Here is an 18,474-nt window from a genome sequence, read left to right as displayed (position 1 = left end):
CTTCATGCCTGCAGTTAAGGTTAAAGAAAACGAACCAGTTGATATTGCTATCCGTCGTTTCAAGCGTGCTTGTGAAAAAGCTGGCGTATTATCAGACGTACGTAAGCGTGAGTTTTATGAAAAACCAACGCAAGTACGTAAGCGTAAAAAAGCAGCTGCTGTAAAGCGTTATAAGAAAAAGTTACAACGCGAAACTATTCGTACCACTCGTATGTACTAATCAATACTCTGATTAGTTAAGTACAAGCGCTACACTAACGCCACTGTTATCCATCGATATCAGTGGCGTTTTTTATGCTACAATTTTTGTTATTATTGCCTATATCATTTTGCTAAAAAACCATACTAGTAGGCTTTTAGCCACACAGTTATCAATAGCATGCATCACATAAAATTCAACGTACAAGGATAATAACAGTGAGCCAACTTAAACAGACGTTATCAGACACCATCAAAACTTCTATGAAAGCTCGTGAGCTTGAGCGTGTGAAAGTTTTGCGCAATGTGCAAGCCGTCATCAAACAAATTGAGATTGACCGTCAAACAGAACTTGACGATGCACAAGTACTAGAAGTGCTACAAAAACAGCTCAAGCAGCGTCAAGAGTCACTGACTATTTTTACAGAAAATAGCCGTGATGATTTGGCAGCCAAAGAGCAGTTTGAGATTGATATCATTAATGAGTTTATGCCAAAACAAATGACTGATGACGAAATCAGTGCTTTAGTGAATGCCGAAATCGCTGAACAAGGCGCTACCTCAATGCGTGATATGGGCAGCGTCATGGGTGTATTAAAGAATAAAACGGCTGGTCGCGCTGATCCAGCTTTGATCTCAAAACTGGTAAAAGACGCGCTTCAAGGGTAGCGCTATAGGCAGTTCAACATACACCAATGCCTTTTTAGCCAATCATAAAGGCAGTACTGTTAATAAAGATAGCGCTACTCATAAAGGTACTGTTATTCATAAAGACAATACTGTCAAAATAACCGCCTAAGGCTCAAAGTCTTTGGCGGTTTTTATAGCTTTGAGCTCGGCGTTGATATTGGCGAGTAGCGGGCGCGCGCTATTGGCTTGAGGTGTATTTTGCAAGTTTTCCGCCAGCTGTTTGGCTTGTGTGAGCGATGTGAGGGCGCGCTCATAGCGACCGCTCCATAGTTGGTCATGACTGCGATAGCGCAGCGCGTTGATGGTCGCGATACTGGCAAGCTCTGGCGAGGTTGTGGTTTTGGCCAGTTTTTCATTGGCCAATTGTAGACTTTGCCACGCATAGCGATCACTTGGCTGCTGCTGCGTCAATGGTTTGAGTAACGCTTGAGCCTTCATTGGCTCATTGCTATTGGTCAGCGCTTCTGCAAGATAAAGACGCAAATCACGACGCTCAGGATATAGACGTTGCTGGCTCTCTAGTATATCAGCGGCCTGTGTCCATTTGTCTTGTTCACTTAAGATTTGGCTTTGGGTAATGGACAGCAGAGGCTCTAACGCTTGACGCTGTACCGCTGGCAATGCGTTGATACTTGCCAACATCTCATTGGCATCTTGAAAGCGTTGTTGTTCACCATACCAATGCATGAGTGCGAGCTTTGCACCCACGCTATTTTTCGCAGCGGTACTCAATTCTGTCTCAGAAGCATGTTTGCCCGTACTTTTTACACGCCAGTAGAGCAAATCAAACAAGGTTTGATAGCGTTGCTGCTGTTTCAATGATAAAGAAGGATAATTCTGCGCGCGGCTCTGTGCTTCACTCAAGCGCTCATTACTGAGCGGATGCGATTGAACAAAACTGGGTAAAAATCGATTTTCGACTTGGTTGAGCTGACTTTGTTGATTCATGGTGGCAAAAAACCGTGGCATGGCTCTTGGGTCATAGCCAGCTTGAGTCATGATTTGCATGCCTACGCGATCAGCTTCTCGCTCGTTGCTACGACTAAACGCCATGCTGCTATTCATGGTTGCCGTTTGACTACCCATCATGACTGCCGCAGCTGCATCACCATCGACCGCTGATGCTGCAATGGCGGCCAGCATACCGCCTAGTTGCATAAGCATCGCTTTTCTGCGTTCACTTGCCCCGCTCTCATAATGATGTTGGCTGATGTGAGCGACCTCATGAGCCACCACACTGGCAAGCTCATCCATACTGTTGGCAGCCAATATCGTCCCTGTATTGAGACCAATGACGCCACCTGGTGCTGCGAACGCATTGATACTTGGACTATCGATAATCACCACAGCCATTGGCGCTTGTTGCCGCGCTTGCGCATTCAAACGCCACGTCATATCTTTTACCGTTTCTTGAATCCAAGGATCGTGCTCCATCTTGATTTGACTATTGGCTTTTCGTAGTGACCATTCACCCAGCAATTTATTTTGATATTGCTCATCGAAGCTCAACCCCTGTCCGCGTAAGCTCGGCAAACTTAGCTCTTTTGGGTCATTTGGTGTCCATGAATCATAAGCAAACGATGACGGTTGGTGATTATCGCTGTTACCAAGGTTATTGTTACTCATGTCATTATTGACATTGCTACTATTGGCGCTCGTTGCTACCAGCAAAACTGAGGACATACCAAACTTAAGAGCGCTTGATACCGCGATAGACAGACGGGTTTGTTGTCGATGGTATAAAGGCGATGTGGTTTTTATCGAACCTTTAGCAATCGTATGGGTATTAAAAAAATTCATGGTTGCTCCACCAAGTATCGACTGTCTATTAGACTGGGACAAGGACGCATCCTCTGTAGATGAGTGATGTTTTTCGACTATACGAGTTTGCCTATGTCAGGTCAATATTGGGCTCATTCTCGTATGCATTTAACTACCAATCACTTAGCGGCGCGTCACTATTGTGAAACATGCTTGTGTAATTCTAATGAACCGAATATTGTGTTGATAATATTCAACTGCAATTGTACATCGGCTCTTTGGTATAATAACGATAGGGTCAGACTACTGGTTGATTAGTACTAATCCTTCAACGCGCTATGATGACTGGTATCAAACGGCGTGATGGCCACTTTAGACCTTACCACTCTAGCTACTACTTATGAGCATAGTAACACATACCAACTGATTGATATTTATAAGGTTTAGTTTATGTCCGCTGATAGTCAGTCAACTACCACAAACGCGCTACCCTCTATTCGTTTGGCAACCGTTTTGTCTGACGCTGAGCAGCAAAAGGCCAATGACCTACTGGCATTGTTGCAGGCAGATACTCAGACGAGTCATAACGCGGACGTAAACCACCAGCCTATCGTTATCAAGCGCTTTGTCGATGGCCGAGGACTGGCCTGCCCCATGCCACTATTAAAGGCTAAAGTAGGACTGCGCGATGTTGCAAATGGCGAATCCCTTTATGTGGTCGCAACCGATGCCAACTCACAAGCAGACATTACCGCTTTTTGTCGTCAAAGTCAGCAAGCCAATGCACAAAACCAGTTAGTACTAACTGTGAATAGAGACACCAATGAGCAGCCAACTGATAACTCATTGACCCAGCATTTCGATACAATATATCACTTCATCATTACCAAAACTGATAGCAACTAAACGTTGCTATCCTTTACAATCAGAACTATAAAGATTTTTATCTGACTATTTGTGTAACTATTTAATCAAGGTCAAGAATATGGCTAATACTACTACTGATGCTGCAAAAACGAGTAAAAAAGACAGCGCAGCACCCATAAAAAACGACGCACGTGACGCTGCGCTAAAAGCCGCTGCCCAGCGCCCACCTTATGATGCGAGTGCACTTGGCGATACCAGTACGCGTGATTTGGTCCCAGCGATGCCAACGCATTTGTCAGCGCCCGGGGTTAACTTAGGCGCTTATATCAATACTGTACATCAAATCCCAATCTTGACCCCATTACAAGAGCAAGAATTGGCGCATCGCTATTATGATGAAGGCGATGTGGAAGCTGCAAGATTACTGGTTATGTCGCATTTGCGTTTTGTGATTCACATTGCGCGCAGCTATTCAGGGTACGGTTTGCCGCAAGCAGATTTGATTCAAGAAGGCAATTTGGGACTTATGAAAGCCGTTAAGCGTTTTGATCCAAATAAAGGCGTGCGCTTGGTTTCTTTTGCTGTTCATTGGATCAAAGCTGAAATCCATGAATTCGTCATTCGTAACTGGCGCATTGTCAAAGTGGCGACCACAAAAGCACATCGTAAGTTATTCTTTAACTTACGCAGCTTAAAGAAAACCAATAATCAGCTCACGTTAGAAGAAGCAGACGCAATTGCCAAAGACTTGAATGTTACGCGCAAGCAAGTGCTAGAGATGGAGTCACGTCTGACCTCTTATGATGCTTCATTTGAAGCACAGTCAAGTGACGATGATGATGGTCGCTATGCACCGCAGCTGTTTTTGGAAGATGGCATCGATCCTGCTGAGCAGTTAGAGGAAGAGGATTGGGAAGAAAACAATTCATCTGCCTTAATAGCAGCAATGGGCACACTGGATGATCGTTCACGTGATATCGTTGAGCAGCGTTGGCTCTCTGAGCAAAAATCCACTTTGCATGAGTTGGCAGCAGTCTACTCCATCTCAGCGGAACGTGTACGCCAAATCGAGAAAAATGCCATGGATAAAATCCGTGACGCGATGACCATTGATAGTGTGATCTTGCCAGAAGACATCCAGTAGCAAGGAGCAGTCATCGCTGATCATTGATAATCCTTGTCGATGGGTGTTGCGGTTCATAATTTTTTGAGCTGTATACATTGAATGTATTGATACGCTATTAACAGCTTTTAGATAATATGAGTGTTGCCATGATAAATTGGATAGGTGTTGCTGCAATCAATATGGCGATAGCAGTCGCTCTCGGCGCTTTTGGTGCTCATGGGTTAAAGAGTTTGGTCAGTGCTCAGCAGCTTGAATGGTGGCACACAGCAACCTTATATTTATTTGTGCATGCACTGGGGTTGCTACTCGTCGGTTTATTGATCCAACTAAAATATATCTCACATACCACAGCGTGGTTATTACAGATTGGCATTATCATATTTGCTGGCAGTCTGTACGCCATGACACTGGGTGCACCGCGCTGGTTTGGTGCCATCACTCCTATCGGTGGTATCTTAATGATTGCAGGTTGGCTATGGCTTGCGGTATCGGCTTTTCGCTTGGGTCATGCCAGTACTTAACAGCGGATTATTCAAGAGAATGGATTCGCCATCAGGTCAAGTCGATGGTGAGAATTGATTGGCAATAAGGACTACCAAATTATTAAGGAAAATGTTTTATGAGTAATATCAGTGTGAATGGCAAACACTTACAAACCACCCATCAGACCGTACAATTGGTTATCAACGAGCTTGGATTAAGCCAAGGTCGTTATGCTGTAGAGGTCGATGGCGAGCTTATTCCCAAAAGCGAGCTGACCCAATTACATATCGTTGAGGGTATGAATATCGAAGTTGTCCAAGCAGTCGGTGGTGGTTAGTCATTGGATTAGGCGTATGACTCGTCTTAAACCCTGACCGTCTTATCGCCTCAAATACTTATCTGTTTAACAACTACGCTTCTTAACTATTGATTGAGCCGTGTTATGAATGAACACCAACAACTAATAGCTATATTAATTAAGCATCATCAATAGAAAAAGCCCTCAACGTACAATACGTTGAGGGCTTTTTTAGATATTGGGGTCCGGCAAATTCAGATGTTATGGCATTTTATATACTTATTATACTATTAACCCATACTCATTTGATATTCACCAAACCTCAATATAATCAGACAGCTGGGGCCGCATCAGCAACAGTCATATCTTCATAACGATGATCGCGTCCTGCTCCTTGTGTCTTTTTACGTTCTTGACGCGTTTTATACTTACGCACCTGTCTATCAAGTTTGTCGGCCATTTCATTAATAGCTTTGTACATATCATCTTCACAGGCTTGGACAAACATTTCTTGACCTGAGACTCGCATAATCGCTTCAGCTTTATGGCTTTTTTGACCGCCATCACTCGCGCCGCTATTGTCTAAAGATAAGATCACTTGAATACTTTGTATCTGATCAAAGTGTCGTTCAACTTTTACAAGCTTTTCGCGAACCGCTGTGTCCATAGCTTCGGTAACACTGATATGGTGACCACTGATAGAAACATTCATATTATTGTCCTTTTATTATTACTTGCATTGTTACTTCTAATCAACAGATGAACCAGCATTCCTGCCTTTGTCATCCTGCCTTCCCAACAATAACCCAACCATTTGGAATATAAGAAAAACGTATCCTTTCGTCATGCTTTCTTTAATTACTGTAGAACAATGATTAGCGATTCATTGTTGGTATGGCTCTAATTTGTCATGAAACTGAAATAGTAGCAAGACGCTAAGTTGTAATTAAATGTAAAAAACGCTGTTGTTTCATAAATGTTTCTATATAATCAAAAAATTTTATTTTTTATATTTGACTCATTTACTCCTGTATATAGTACAAATTGGCTTATAATTCATCACTTTATCAGCATCAATATTTCTGTTTGCGCTGGGTAGATGAGCCAATATTCATCGCTTCACGATATTTGGCGACCGTCCTTCTGGCGATATCAATTCCTTCTGCTAACAAAAAATCTTTTATACGGCTGTCTGATAAGGGCTTTTTAGGGTCTTCATCGGTGATCATTTTCTTAATCATGGCACTGATAGCAGTCGATGAGATATCACCATCTGCACTGCTGACATGTGATGAAAAGAAATGCTTGAGGGAAAATAATCCTTGCGGCGTCAAGATGGTTTTACTGGTGGTCAGGCGTGAGACCGTGGATTCGTGTAGCTCCACCTCCTCTGCGATGGCCTTTAAGATAAGAGGCTGCATGGCCGTCGCACCGTATTGCAAGAAATCTTGTTGGTAACGAACAATGCTGGTGGCGACTTTGAGTAGGTTTTGATTGCGCTCTTCGATACTGCGAATGAACAATCTTGCGTCAGTCAGGTGCTCACGGAGATATTGGTTGGCTGGGCTATCATCGCCGCGTTTGACCAGATTGGCATACTCTTGATTGACCTGTAGTTTTGGCAAGGTGTCAGGGTTGAGGCGCACATGCCAGCCCGTCTCTTGAGATTCTGAGTCGTCACTCGTATCACGGCGGCGAATGGGCGTGACCAGCACATCAGGAATGTCATAACTGTCAGCCGAGCGGGTATAATCTGGCTGACTGCTCTGAAACAACAGTCCTGGCGAGGGGTTCAAGGTGCGTAGTAGATTGAGCGCAGGGGTAATGTCTTTCGGCGCCAGACCAGTGCGCTCAGTGAGTGCTTTGATATTATTGCTGACCAAATGCTCACTGGCTAATAATAATGCATGTGCTTCTTTTAGATATGGCGTATTGGCATCGAGTTTGGACAACTGAATCGCCAGACATTCATTCAAATGGCGCGCACCCACACCCAATGGATCGCAAGATTGAATGACACGCAGCACCGCCATGACTTCGTCATATTCAACCCGCTCATCCCACTGGTAGAAGTTTGCCATGGTATCAAAGCTTTGTAACAGCTCATCGATATCCAGCCGAATAAAACCCATGTCATCCATGGAGTCCATCAAATAAGTGGCGATTAGGGTATCCGCTTCTGACAGGCGCTTAAAATTGAGCTGCCAGCGTACGTGGTCTTGAATGGTGGCAGAAGTACCGCCTTGATAACTATCAAAGTCCTCATCATTTTTACTGTTACTAGAATTTTTGGTGGCAGACGCATAGTTGCTGTTATCGAAGCTATTAGTGTCGAAGCTATCCATCTCAAAAAGGCTATCGCCATCCGCCGCATAATTATCGATGGCACCATCATCAATACTGGTTTGCTGTAACTTGTCTAAGCTGTCACTAAACTCATCACTGTAGTCAGAGTCAAACTTCGACTCATTATTATCGTCGTCTGCACTAAAAGAATCCGTACCAGCGCTTTGGTTCCAGCTGTCTAGTGTCAACGAGCTGTCTGACTCATTTGCTCTATCGTCAGCCCCATACTCGTACTCATCTTCTTCAATCCGCTCAAGCAGAGGATTACTGTCGAGCTTAATCTGCACCTCTTGCGCCAGCTCAAGACTAGAGAGTTGCAGCAACTTGATGGCTTGCTGCATCTGCGGTGTCAGTTTTTGTGAGGTATTCAGCGTGGTTGCCAATCCGAACGACATATTCATGGGTGGCTTATTACACTCCGATGGTGGTGATAGTCTATATATGTTGCCAATTTAGGCAGAGGTTTAACGATCTTAGGACACGACGATAGCATTTTTTGCGGCGATTTTGCTATGATAATTTATGGTCTACCCAGATATAGTCAGTTCACTCAAAAAAACAACTGCTGTTAAGCGCCATTTTTTACAGCCATTGGGAGATAAAATATATGATTCATTACAAGAGCATATCTCGTCAAAATACTATCTTAAACACCGTTGTACCAATTTAACACGGCCATACATTTGTTATGTATTTTCATCATCATTGATAATTTTTTTTATTTCGGCAGTGGTTACTCAATACTAAATAATAAAAACATAGTCATAAAAATACAGTCATAAACCCAAGTGCTTGATAAAAAACGGTGGGGCTTATACTCTAAAATTTTAGAATCATTCTCCTAAATCATAAAACCAGCTGAGACCAACACTATGAATAATAAAGCAAATAACCATTCATTTATCACAGCAGCCATTCAAATGAACAGTCAGCAAGATGTCGAAAAAAACCTAGCCGATATAAAAACCGCTATTGCTGATGCGTGTACTCAAGGCGCACAGCTTATTATCTTACCTGAAAACTGCTGTAGCATGGGTGAGCAGTTTGCCACGGCAGAGCGATTCGACGAGCTGTCAGCGACGATAGCCCATTATGCCAGCACTTACAATGTCCACGTGCTGATAGGTTCACTACCCTGCACTTACCGTCCTGATGGCCTGCTGGTTCCTAACAATAGGTTGAGACAAGTCAGTCAGTTGTTTGCCCCTGATGGCACACGAGTGGCTCGCTATGACAAGATTCATTTGTTCACGGCGACCGTGGCTGATAAGCAAGGCAACTATAATGAGGCGGCAACATTTGAGCCTGGCACCCAAACGGTGGTCACACCACTTGAAATCAATGACGCGGTCTATCAATTGGGTATGATGGTGTGCTTTGACTTGCGCTTTCCTGCATTGGCGCAGCGTCTGCGTCAAGCAGGTGCAGACTTATTGAGTGCCCCGTCAGCCTTTACTTATCTGACAGGTCAAGCGCACTGGTCGCTATTATTGCGCGCGCGTGCCTTAGACAGCCAGTGTATGGTAATTGGCGCCGCTCAAGGCGGTGATCATCTTTACAAAGATGGCAACATTCGTCAGACATGGGGACATACATCGATTAGCGCTTATGACGGCACCATTGTAGACAGTTATGAGGATAGCAAATTGAATCAAGACAATACTAAAAATGATGCTAAAGACAATAAGAATTATGCCATTGTTATGGCTACATTCGATAAGCAAGCACAAGTGCAAGGTCGACAAAAACTGCCTATTTTTGATTGCCACCGTTTGGCATAAGACTGTTTATATGAGTATAGTCGACTCCAAATAAAACAGATACGTTGTACTCCAACGCGGCACTGGTAGACATTTTTCTTGCTTGCTGTGCCTCCGCAGACAGAGGCTGCGAAAAACGCATTCCAGTCTCGCTGTATCGCTTTTATACTGAGCTCACTATAGGTGTAAAGTTATATAAATAAGTTTAAAAACTCTCGCTCTCATTTTGCGCATGCGTTGCTCGCGGATGAGCGCGGTCATAAACCTGTGTTAATTTAGCAAAATCAACATGGGTATAAATTTGTGTGGTACTGATATCACTGTGTCCAAGCATTTCTTGAACCGCGCGTAAGTCGCCACTGCCCGACAGCATGTGTGAGGCAAAGCAATGACGTAGTAAATGCGGATATAGGTTTTGCGCGATACCCGCACGAGTCGCCGCCACCTTTAAGCGTTGTTGCACGGCACGCGTTGATAAGCGGGTGCCCAGCTTTTCGCTGATGAACAATGCTGTATCTTGCTGCTCAACCCATAAATCACGGTGCGGTAAATAACGCATGATGGCTTGTGCAGCCTTAGCACCCAAAGGCACCAAACGCGTTTTGTTTCCTTTACCTGTCACTCTCACTCGTAAATCAGACAAGTCCACATCTGCCATATCCAGTGCGACCAGCTCACCAACGCGTAGTCCACTACTATAAAGCAGCTCAAACATGGCTTTATCGCGTAACCACAAACGGGCTTGCTCAGGGGTATCCGGCATGTCTTGATCAAGCAGCTGCGTCAATAAATCCACGTCTGCGATAGATGGCAGGGGTCTTGGACTACGCTTTAACTGATAACCTGTCGTTGGATTGATACGAGCCAAATTCTCTTCAATCAACCAGCCATAAAAATGGCGAATAGCCGATAGCTCTTGTTGCACACTAGCCAGCGCCAGCTTATCTTCATCTAAGCGATGGCTGATATGTTGTGCCAATTGACGCTTGTCACAGCGTGTCCATGACAGACGCTTACCGCGCAAAAACAGTGCCAGCTGATTGAGCCCAGCAAAATACGCCGTCAAGGTATGCGGTGAATGGTTACGCACGGCCAGTGTATTGAGCCAACGATGGACAGGCGATAACAGCGCTTGTAGGGCGGTATCCAACTCTACAGTCGCTGCCAGCTCAGCTGATAACCATGGCGCCGTGCTCGTAGACTGCTCGTCTTGATTGGACATCACCATATAAAAACCTGCCTTAGTATTGGCGTGATCATCAGTGTGTAGTCGATACCAAATAAAATAGATACGTTGCATTAATACGCAAGACTGGCGTCAATTTTTCTTGCATACTGTGCTTACGCTAACAGAGGCGATAAAAACTGATACCAATCTCGCTATACTTTTTTATATTGACCTGACTACTTTTATATTAACCTAACTACGTGCAGCTTATGATTAACGATACGTGCTTAGTCTTCTGAGTGAGGTTTGAGGCCGGCTTGTGCCATCAGCCCATCAGGGCTAAATACACCCTCATAGACGAAGGCGGTTGGGCCAGTCATCATGACGGAGTACCCTGGCTGCCATCTGATAATCATACTGCCGCCATAGAGCTGCGCGCGCACATCTTCGCCCTCATCAAGCCAGCCTTCGCGTATACCGACGGCAACAGCGGCACAAGCGCCCGTTCCGCAAGCTTGTGTTTCACCAACACCGCGCTCATAAACACGCAAGCGAATATGACGCTGATTCATCACTTGCATAAACCCGACATTGACGCGATCTGGGAATGCAGGATGTGACTCAATGGCTCTACCCAATGTTTCGACATCGGCATCGAGTACGTCATCAACTTTGATCACTGCATGTGGGTTGCCCATGTTGGCAACATAAAGCTGCACAGGCGTGCCATTGACATCCAAATGATAGGCATTTTGGATTTTGGTGGTGGCTCTGGGTGTAAACGGAATCTCATTTGGCTCAAATTTGGGCTTACCCATATCGACTTCGACCCAACCATAACGGTCAGTTGTCAAAGAGATAATGCCGCTGGCCGTCTCAACACGCAGGCGCTGCTTGAACGAGAGCTTACGCGCTTGAACAAAACGCGCAAAACAACGTGCGCCGTTGCCGCACTGCTCGACTTCTGTACCATCGGTATTAAAGATGCGATAACTAAAGTCAACGTCAGGGCGCATCGGTGGCTCAACCACAAGCAGCTGATCAAAGCCAATGCCTAAATGACGATCTCCCAACAACTGTACCAAATCCTTGGTCAATTCTAAGCGCTGAGTCACCAAATCAATGACCATAAAGTCATTGCCCAGCCCATGCATCTTAGTAAATTCTATTAGCATACCCTTGATATCCTATCCTATTTTTATGTATGCCTTATATTAGCACGCTGTCAGATACAATCATAATTATCACTGCTATCAAATGTCCAGTTATCTCAGCGTTGTACTGTCTCTCAAAGCTATATTTGACATCATCGCACTCTCTAGTGTGGCTCATATGGCGGTTTATATTTATTTTGTGAGCCATCTGAGCCATTAGCTATAGCACGACTTTCCTCATTGCAGCGTCAATTGCCCTCAAACTCGCCCATAAAAAAACCCATTGCTGTGATCACAATGGGTCTTTTAACGGTTCTAAATACTGCGCTTGACTGCCTTTTAGTCTTGCCACAAAATTTCATCGGCATACAAGGATTCAATGGTTTCGCGTTTGCGGATCAGTTGATGACGATCCTCTGACACCATCACCTCGCTTGCACGTGGACGCGAATTGTAATTGCTGCTCATGGTAAATCCATAAGCACCCGCACCTGTGATTGCCAAGATATCCCCTTCCGCTAAAGACAACAAACGGTCTTTAGCCAAAAAATCTCCTGTTTCACAAATCGCACCAACGATATCCCATGCTTTTGTTCCATTGGTATCAAGACCAGCATTGGGCAATACGTTTGGAATGACTGCCATTTCTGCTTGATATAATGCTGGGCGGATCAAGTCATTCATCGCAGCATCGACAATAGCAAAGTTTTTGTGCGCCGTAGGCTTGAGCACATCCACTTTGGTCAATAGAACACCAGCATTGGCAACGATACTACGACCCGGCTCAAAGAACACAGTCAAGCCAAGCGCGCTTAGTTTCGGCAGTAATGCTGCTGCGAATTCTTCAATAGACACAGGGCTTTCATCGATATAACGCACGCCCAAACCACCGCCCAAATCGATATGGCGCAGCTCAATACCATGCTCCCGTAGGCTATGTATCAACTCAATGAGTTTGTCCAAAGCGGCGACAAATGGCTCAACTTCCGTTAGCTGTGAGCCAATGTGACAATCAATACCAACGATATCGATATGAGACAATGCCGCCGCCTGTTGATAAACTGCAAGCGCATCTTCGTGCGTGATACCGAATTTGTTGTCTTTTAGACCAGTTGAGATATAAGGGTGCGTTTTAGCATCGACGTTTGGATTGACGCGTAATGAGATTGGTGCAGACTTATCAAGTGTCTGTGCCACCTCATTGATGAGGGTCAGCTCACTGATAGACTCAACATTGAAGCAGCCAATGCCTTGGGTCAGCGCATACTCGATATCGCCATACGTTTTTCCCACACCTGAAAATACCACGCGTGACGCCTCGGCCCCTGCCGCTACCACACGCATCAGCTCACCACGTGAGACGATGTCAAACCCTGCGCCTGCTTGTGCCAATACGCTCAGCACTGCCAGATTTGAGTTGGCCTTGACGGCATAGCATATCTGATGGTCTAGGCTGGCGAAGCTGTTGGCATAAGCTTGATAAACATCCAATATGGCCTGTTTTGAGTAGACGTAGCATGGCGTGCCATACTGTTTGGCGATGGTCTCAATACTGACTTGCTCTATATACAGCGCCTCATCACAATAGTGCAGGGCTGGCAAGTGATTGGTCAAAGCCTTAGGATCAACATACAATCCTTGCTCAGTTTGGGTAGTGACAGATTCAACAGTGACTGATTCGCCAGTAGGTAACTCAGAATGACTCATATGAACATCTCTAATATAATTAGGGTATTAAGTGAAAGTGACGCTGCAAAAAGCATGAGCGTACATCAGACAAGGGTATGTTGTCGTAAGCACGCTTTTTAATAAAAAATCTTAATCGGTATTAATAGTCGTTGGGATCAGTACTCGGTTCTGGTAGCTCAAAATCCTGCGCGTCTTGCGTAGTTAATACATTGTTAGCGTTATTGGCATTACTAACGTTGTCATCATCGATACCAGCAAAGGCAGCGTCTTGTGGATGACTGGTACTGTCCAATACAGCAGTGCTACTCTGCGCTGATTGGCCATCAGTATTTGCCAAGTATAAATCGCCTTTTTGTCCGCAGCCTGACACACCCAGTATCACAACACTACTGATGATAAGCGTTGAGACGGCACGGCGACTGATGGTAACCATATTGGCGTACTCGGTTTTTGAAGTGCGGCGGATAGTAAGCATAAAGTAGGCAACCTGTGACCTTACAGCGATGTAAGTATGTTAAAAAACGTATGATAGGTAAAACAATATCAAGTGCCACTCACACTATAACAAGTGAGCACTGATATATAGGGACAGTCCATTGCTACTATAAGCAATAGGACTGCGTTAAATCATAGCATTATTACATAAAGCGATGCTGATACTGAATACAACTGGCAATAAATTTGGTGAGATACTTACTCAACCTGACAAACAATAAATTTTAACATAGTCAACAATTTTTTACTAAATACTATTGGTTATGTTCATAGTTAAAGATACTTTGGCTAATACTTAGAAAAACTTTCTTACAATTTTTATTAAGTGTCATTTTTTCTGATTGTCTCTGATCAGCCCTAACCACAATCGGTGTACAGTTACTATCGATGTGTATACATCTTAGGTGTCAATCCTCATAGTTATCATGGTATAGCCCCAAAAATATGGTACATTATGGTCAGCCTTGTGGCTATCACTATAGAGCTAGGGTAAGGCGCTAACATGACTGAACCCGCTCTCACCAGTAGAGTCAGCCCAAGTGTGATTGAAATCAGCGATATCATTGCCATTGGTATATCAGCAGGGATGTGGCTGGTTTTTGTTTATCAAACCGATATTCATTGAGAATGAATATCTTTATAAAAATATAATCTAAGGATAGAGTATGAGCGCGAGTCTAACCAACACTTTTGATGACAAAAATTCTGAAACATCAACCCTAACCAATCCTACCTTAGTCCTCAACTGTGGTTCTTCTTCCATTAAGTACGCACTGATTAGTGATGACAATGCGACTCGTATCACAGGTCTGGCCGAAAACTTAGGACTCGATACCGCCCGTATCAAACACACTACTTTAAACGGCGAGAAGCTTGAAATTTCAATACCAGGTGGTAATCATAAGTTCGCCCTACAAAAAATTCTTGAGCTATTAGAGCAATATCATTTTATCGCGGTCGGTCATCGCGTGGTTCATGGCGGCCGTGAATACTCTGAAGCGGTACGTGTCGATGAGCATGTCCTTAGCGAAGTTAAGCGTCTAAAAGTATTGGCACCGCTGCATAATCCTGCCCATGCTTTAGGTATTGAAGCCGTTCAAGCCATTTATCCTGATATTCCACAAGTCGTCGTTTTTGATACTGCGTTTCACCAGACCATGCCTCCTGTGGCGTTTCGCTATCCACTACCAAAAATCCTGTACGAAGAGCATAAAATCCGTCGTTACGGCTTTCATGGTACGTCTCACGCTTACGTCTCCGAGCGTGCAAGTAGTATCACAGAGGCAAGCGGTACCCATGGTTGGTTAACAGCACATTTGGGTAATGGCTGTTCTGCGACTGCGGTCTACGATGGCAAGAGTCTTGACACCAGTATGGGCTTGACACCACTTGAGGGGCTTATGATGGGTACGCGCAGCGGCGATGTCGATCCAAGTTTACATATTCATCTAAAGCGCCAGCTGGGTATGAGTTTAGAAGACATCGATACCATGCTTAATAAAGAAAGCGGTCTGCTGGGTATTTCAGGGTTGTCGAATGACTTGCGTACCGTTGAGCAAGCCGCCAAAGAAGGTCACAAAGACGCCCAGCTCGCTATCGAGATGTTCTGTTACCGCGTGGGTAAATACCTTGCCAGCTTGAGCTGTGCGTTGCCTGAATTTACTGGTATCGTCTTTACTGGCGGTATTGGAGAAAACTCGGTCAGCACACGTACGCGCATTTTAGAAGTGATGCGTCATTTTGGTATTAAGGTCGATGCAGATAAGAACGCAAATTTGGTCGGCGGTAATGAAGGCAGCTTCCACAGTAGCGATAGTAACTTTGAGCTATGGGTCATACCAACCGACGAAGAAGGTCGCATTGCTCAAGAGACGCGTGAAGCACTAGACTTGATTTAAGATCCATTTCGATTGTTTTATTGCTTTTAAAACCTGCGCTTCTGGTAAATCATATGATGAGAAGCGCTGTGTTTGATGCATTGTTTTACACATTGTGGCAAGGATGAATTGAGCCTTAAAAATATAATAAACCGTAGGATACACTATGCAAACCATTTTACTTGTTCCCATTAGTCGCGGTATCGGTGTGACGTCAGCCGCGCTTGGACTGATTCGTGCTTTTGATTACAACGGTATCAAAGCTGGCTTTATGAAACCGTTTTTGCAAGATGACACACTTGATAAGCAGCGCAGCTTGGACAGCTCAAGTGCTTTAACCATGCACGCTTTTGGGCTAAAACCGCCCAAATCCATCAGCCGTCAGCGCGTTGAGCGCATGATTGGTGATGGTAACCTTGATGATCTGATGGAAGAAGTGGTCATCAATTATCATACCATCGGTGATGGTCATGACGTCGTTATCTGTGAAGGGTTGGTGCCGACCACTGAGACGTCTTACGCCTCACAAATCAACCGTGCCATTGCTCATGCATTAGATGCCAAAATTATCTTTGTCAGTACGGCTGATACCAGCAATCCTGCCTATCTGGCCGACAAGCTTGATGTTCACGCTCGTGAGTTTGGTGGTATTGCCACTGCGCGTACGCTTGGGGTGATTTTGATGCGGGTACAAGACGTACCCAATACTTTTGACACCCAGCCGGTCGCACCAGGTGAAGCCGTTGTACACTTGGATGACTGGTTCATGCAAGAAGTAAAACGCTTGTCGCCTCATTTTGACACTGATGCCTTTCGCTTAATCGGTGTGGTGCCTTTTAGTGACTCACTCTCTGTGCCACGTACTTGGGACATCGCCACTGAGCTTGATGCCAAATGGCTCAATGTGGGTGAAGCAAAAACGCGCCGTATTAACCGTATCAGCCTCACTGCCCGCTCCGTTGCCCGCGTCGACGAGGTGTTCAAACGTGGCACGTTAATCGTCGTCCCTGGTGATCGTGATGACTTACTGCTGGCAGCTGGCTTGGCCTGTATCAATGGCATCCCGCTAGCAGGTTTGGTCTTGACAGGCGGCGTTGAGCCAAGTGCAACCGTTGCGGAATTGTGGCAATCAGCGCTCAAAACGGGTATCCCTGTCATGAGTGTGGAAGATGACAGTTATGAGACCGTACAGAGCTTGGTACACATGAGCTCTGAGATTCCAAGTGATGACACTGCACGTGCGGAAGAAGTGGCTCGTTACGTGGCAGCACATCTAAACTTGGACTGGATTAAAGACTATTTCAGCCGTGATTATGAGCGACGCTTGTCTCCTTCTGCCTTTCGTCATCAAGTGGTCAAAAAAGCACAAACCGCCAAAAAACGTATCGTCTTGCCAGAAGGGTCTGAGCCGCGCACGGTCGAAGCCGCCTGTATCTGTCAGAGTCGCGGTATCGCCAATTGCGTACTACTTGCGAAGCGTAGCGACGTCGAACAAGTGGCCAAAAATCGTGATTTGGTCATTCCAGAAGGACTAGAGATCATCGATCCTGATGATCTCGATATGAGCAAATATATCGCTGCCGTCGTCGAGCGCCGTAAAGGCAAAACCAGTGAAGATGTCGCTGCTGAGTATCTCAAAGATACGGTGTATTTGGGTACCACCATGCTACAGATGGACGAAGTCGATGGCTTGGTTTCTGGAGCGATTCATACCACTGCCAACACCGTACGTCCAGCGTTTCAGTTGATTAAGACAGCACCGCAATACTCTTTGGTATCGTCCATCTTCTTTATGCTATTGCCTGAACAAGTGGTGGTTTATGGTGACTGCGCCATCAATCCTGATCCAACCGCAGAAGAGCTGGCTGAGATTGCTATTCAGTCCGCGCAATCGGCGGCAGCCTTCGGTATTGATCCAAAAGTTGCGATGATCAGCTACTCTACTGGCTCATCAGGTGCCGGTGCAGATGTCGAAAAAGTCACTCGTGCCACTCAAATCGTGCGTGAGCGCGCACCAGACCTAAAGGTCGATGGCCCCCTACAGTATGACGCCGCCTCAGTCATGAGCGTCGGCAAACAAAAAGCGCCAGACTCACCGGTTGCTGGACAAGCCAACGTCTTTATTTTCCCAGACCTCAATACAGGTAATACCACTTATAAAGCCGTACAACGTAGTGCTAATGTCGTCAGTGTTGGCCCCATGTTGCAAGGATTGAACAAGCCTGTGAACGACTTGTCACGTGGCGCCTTGGTCGATGATATTATTTATACCATCGCGCTGACGGCCATCCAAGCTTATAGCGATGAGATTTGATCGCTACAGCTTAATTGCTATCTGGTCAATGATAAATAAGAGTAATGCATAAGTAACACTGTACTACTGAAATGGATTTTTCTTACTGGCTGTTCGCAAGTGTGACAGAAGCTTTGAAAAATCTATCTCAGCCACATCGTATTATTTTTAGTTTTATTATGCTGATTAAAAACCAGATCTTATATCACCGACTGTCGTCATGATGGTCGGTTTTTTATTGTTCATTTTTGATGACTTTTGAGGGCTTT

General features: G+C 45.0%; 18 protein-coding genes. 11 read left to right on the top strand and 7 right to left on the bottom strand.

The features are described 5' to 3' along the window. The first annotated feature begins 4 nt into the window (after positions 1 to 4). Positions 5 to 220: a 30S ribosomal protein S21 gene (gene rpsU, locus CZ794_RS12865; protein ID WP_010195908.1), complete on the top strand. Its 216-nt coding sequence runs from the start codon at positions 5 to 7 to the stop codon at positions 218 to 220. Positions 221 to 417: 197 nt separating this feature from the next. Then, positions 418 to 867: a GatB/YqeY domain-containing protein gene (locus CZ794_RS12860; RefSeq protein WP_087041987.1), complete on the top strand. Its 450-nt coding sequence runs from the start codon at positions 418 to 420 to the stop codon at positions 865 to 867. Positions 868 to 993: 126 nt separating this feature from the next. Here CZ794_RS12860 and CZ794_RS12855 read toward each other — a convergent pair whose 3' ends face one another. Continuing rightward, complete coding sequence (locus tag CZ794_RS12855; RefSeq protein ID WP_256958980.1) at positions 994 to 2,514, bottom strand: M48 family metallopeptidase; 1,521 nt, start codon at positions 2,512 to 2,514, stop codon at positions 994 to 996. On the opposite strand from CZ794_RS12855, the gene CZ794_RS14210 reads away from it, so the two are divergent. From CZ794_RS14210 to thiS, 5 genes are all read left to right on the top strand, one after another. Continuing rightward, on the top strand, positions 2,513 to 2,755 hold the full coding sequence (locus CZ794_RS14210; protein ID WP_256958979.1) for a hypothetical protein: 243 nt from the start codon (positions 2,513 to 2,515) through the stop codon (positions 2,753 to 2,755). The two genes, CZ794_RS12855 and CZ794_RS14210, sit on opposite strands and share 2 nt — an antisense overlap. A gap of 344 nt (positions 2,756 to 3,099) precedes the next feature. Then, positions 3,100 to 3,555: a sulfurtransferase TusA family protein gene (locus tag CZ794_RS12850; protein ID WP_087041986.1), complete on the top strand. Its 456-nt coding sequence runs from the start codon at positions 3,100 to 3,102 to the stop codon at positions 3,553 to 3,555. Positions 3,556 to 3,796: 241 nt separating this feature from the next. After that, complete coding sequence (gene rpoH, locus CZ794_RS12845) at positions 3,797 to 4,660, top strand: RNA polymerase sigma factor RpoH (RefSeq protein WP_201508684.1); 864 nt, start codon at positions 3,797 to 3,799, stop codon at positions 4,658 to 4,660. A gap of 128 nt (positions 4,661 to 4,788) precedes the next feature. After that, positions 4,789 to 5,163, top strand: coding sequence for a DUF423 domain-containing protein (locus tag CZ794_RS12840; protein WP_087041984.1), 375 nt, complete (start codon positions 4,789 to 4,791; stop codon positions 5,161 to 5,163). Between the two features lie 98 nt (positions 5,164 to 5,261). Further along, complete coding sequence (gene thiS / locus CZ794_RS12835; RefSeq protein WP_062843669.1) at positions 5,262 to 5,462, top strand: sulfur carrier protein ThiS; 201 nt, start codon at positions 5,262 to 5,264, stop codon at positions 5,460 to 5,462. A 292-nt stretch (positions 5,463 to 5,754) separates the two neighbouring features. Here the strand turns inward: thiS and hpf are convergent, their stop codons facing one another. Further along, a complete protein-coding gene (hpf, locus tag CZ794_RS12830) occupies positions 5,755 to 6,135 on the bottom strand; it encodes a ribosome hibernation-promoting factor, HPF/YfiA family (protein ID WP_087041983.1) in 381 nt (126 codons plus the stop codon). Between the two features lie 361 nt (positions 6,136 to 6,496). After that, the gene (gene rpoN, locus CZ794_RS12825) at positions 6,497 to 8,170 is read right to left on the bottom strand and encodes an RNA polymerase factor sigma-54 (protein ID WP_087041982.1); all 1,674 of its coding nucleotides are present in this window, start codon (positions 8,168 to 8,170) and stop codon (positions 6,497 to 6,499) included. Positions 8,171 to 8,641: 471 nt separating this feature from the next. Between rpoN and CZ794_RS12820 the strand changes: the two genes are divergently transcribed. Continuing rightward, positions 8,642 to 9,550, top strand: a complete 909-nt coding sequence (locus CZ794_RS12820; protein ID WP_087041981.1) for a nitrilase-related carbon-nitrogen hydrolase — start codon at positions 8,642 to 8,644, stop codon at positions 9,548 to 9,550. A 184-nt stretch (positions 9,551 to 9,734) separates the two neighbouring features. Here the strand turns inward: CZ794_RS12820 and CZ794_RS12815 are convergent, their stop codons facing one another. The 4 genes from CZ794_RS12815 to CZ794_RS12800 form a co-directional block, all read right to left on the bottom strand. Further along, positions 9,735 to 10,751 carry a tyrosine recombinase XerC gene (locus tag CZ794_RS12815; RefSeq protein ID WP_373407939.1) on the bottom strand — a complete coding sequence of 339 codons (1,017 nt, stop codon included), beginning with the start codon at positions 10,749 to 10,751 and terminating at the stop codon, positions 9,735 to 9,737. Between the two features lie 233 nt (positions 10,752 to 10,984). After that, positions 10,985 to 11,872 (bottom strand): diaminopimelate epimerase, encoded by an 888-nt coding sequence (dapF, locus tag CZ794_RS12810; protein WP_087041980.1) that lies wholly within the window; start codon positions 11,870 to 11,872, stop codon positions 10,985 to 10,987. A gap of 318 nt (positions 11,873 to 12,190) precedes the next feature. Continuing rightward, positions 12,191 to 13,558: a diaminopimelate decarboxylase gene (lysA, locus tag CZ794_RS12805; RefSeq protein ID WP_087041979.1), complete on the bottom strand. Its 1,368-nt coding sequence runs from the start codon at positions 13,556 to 13,558 to the stop codon at positions 12,191 to 12,193. Positions 13,559 to 13,679: 121 nt separating this feature from the next. Continuing rightward, positions 13,680 to 14,015, bottom strand: a complete 336-nt coding sequence (locus CZ794_RS12800; RefSeq protein ID WP_087041978.1) for a lipoprotein — start codon at positions 14,013 to 14,015, stop codon at positions 13,680 to 13,682. 522 nt (positions 14,016 to 14,537) lie between these two features. Between CZ794_RS12800 and CZ794_RS14205 the strand changes: the two genes are divergently transcribed. The 3 genes from CZ794_RS14205 (at position 14,538) to pta (ending at position 18,226) form a co-directional block, all read left to right on the top strand. After that, a complete protein-coding gene (locus CZ794_RS14205) occupies positions 14,538 to 14,660 on the top strand; it encodes a hypothetical protein (protein WP_256958977.1) in 123 nt (40 codons plus the stop codon). A 40-nt stretch (positions 14,661 to 14,700) separates the two neighbouring features. Further along, positions 14,701 to 15,933: an acetate/propionate family kinase gene (locus CZ794_RS12795; RefSeq protein ID WP_087041977.1), complete on the top strand. Its 1,233-nt coding sequence runs from the start codon at positions 14,701 to 14,703 to the stop codon at positions 15,931 to 15,933. A gap of 145 nt (positions 15,934 to 16,078) precedes the next feature. Beyond that, on the top strand, positions 16,079 to 18,226 hold the full coding sequence (gene pta, locus CZ794_RS12790) for a phosphate acetyltransferase (RefSeq protein WP_087041976.1): 2,148 nt from the start codon (positions 16,079 to 16,081) through the stop codon (positions 18,224 to 18,226). Positions 18,227 to 18,474: the final 248 nt, after the last annotated feature.

The organism is Psychrobacter sp. JB385, from assembly GCF_900163785.1.
Lineage (GTDB): Bacteria > Pseudomonadota > Gammaproteobacteria > Pseudomonadales > Moraxellaceae > Psychrobacter.
This window is presented reverse-complemented; position numbering and strand designations above follow the sequence as displayed.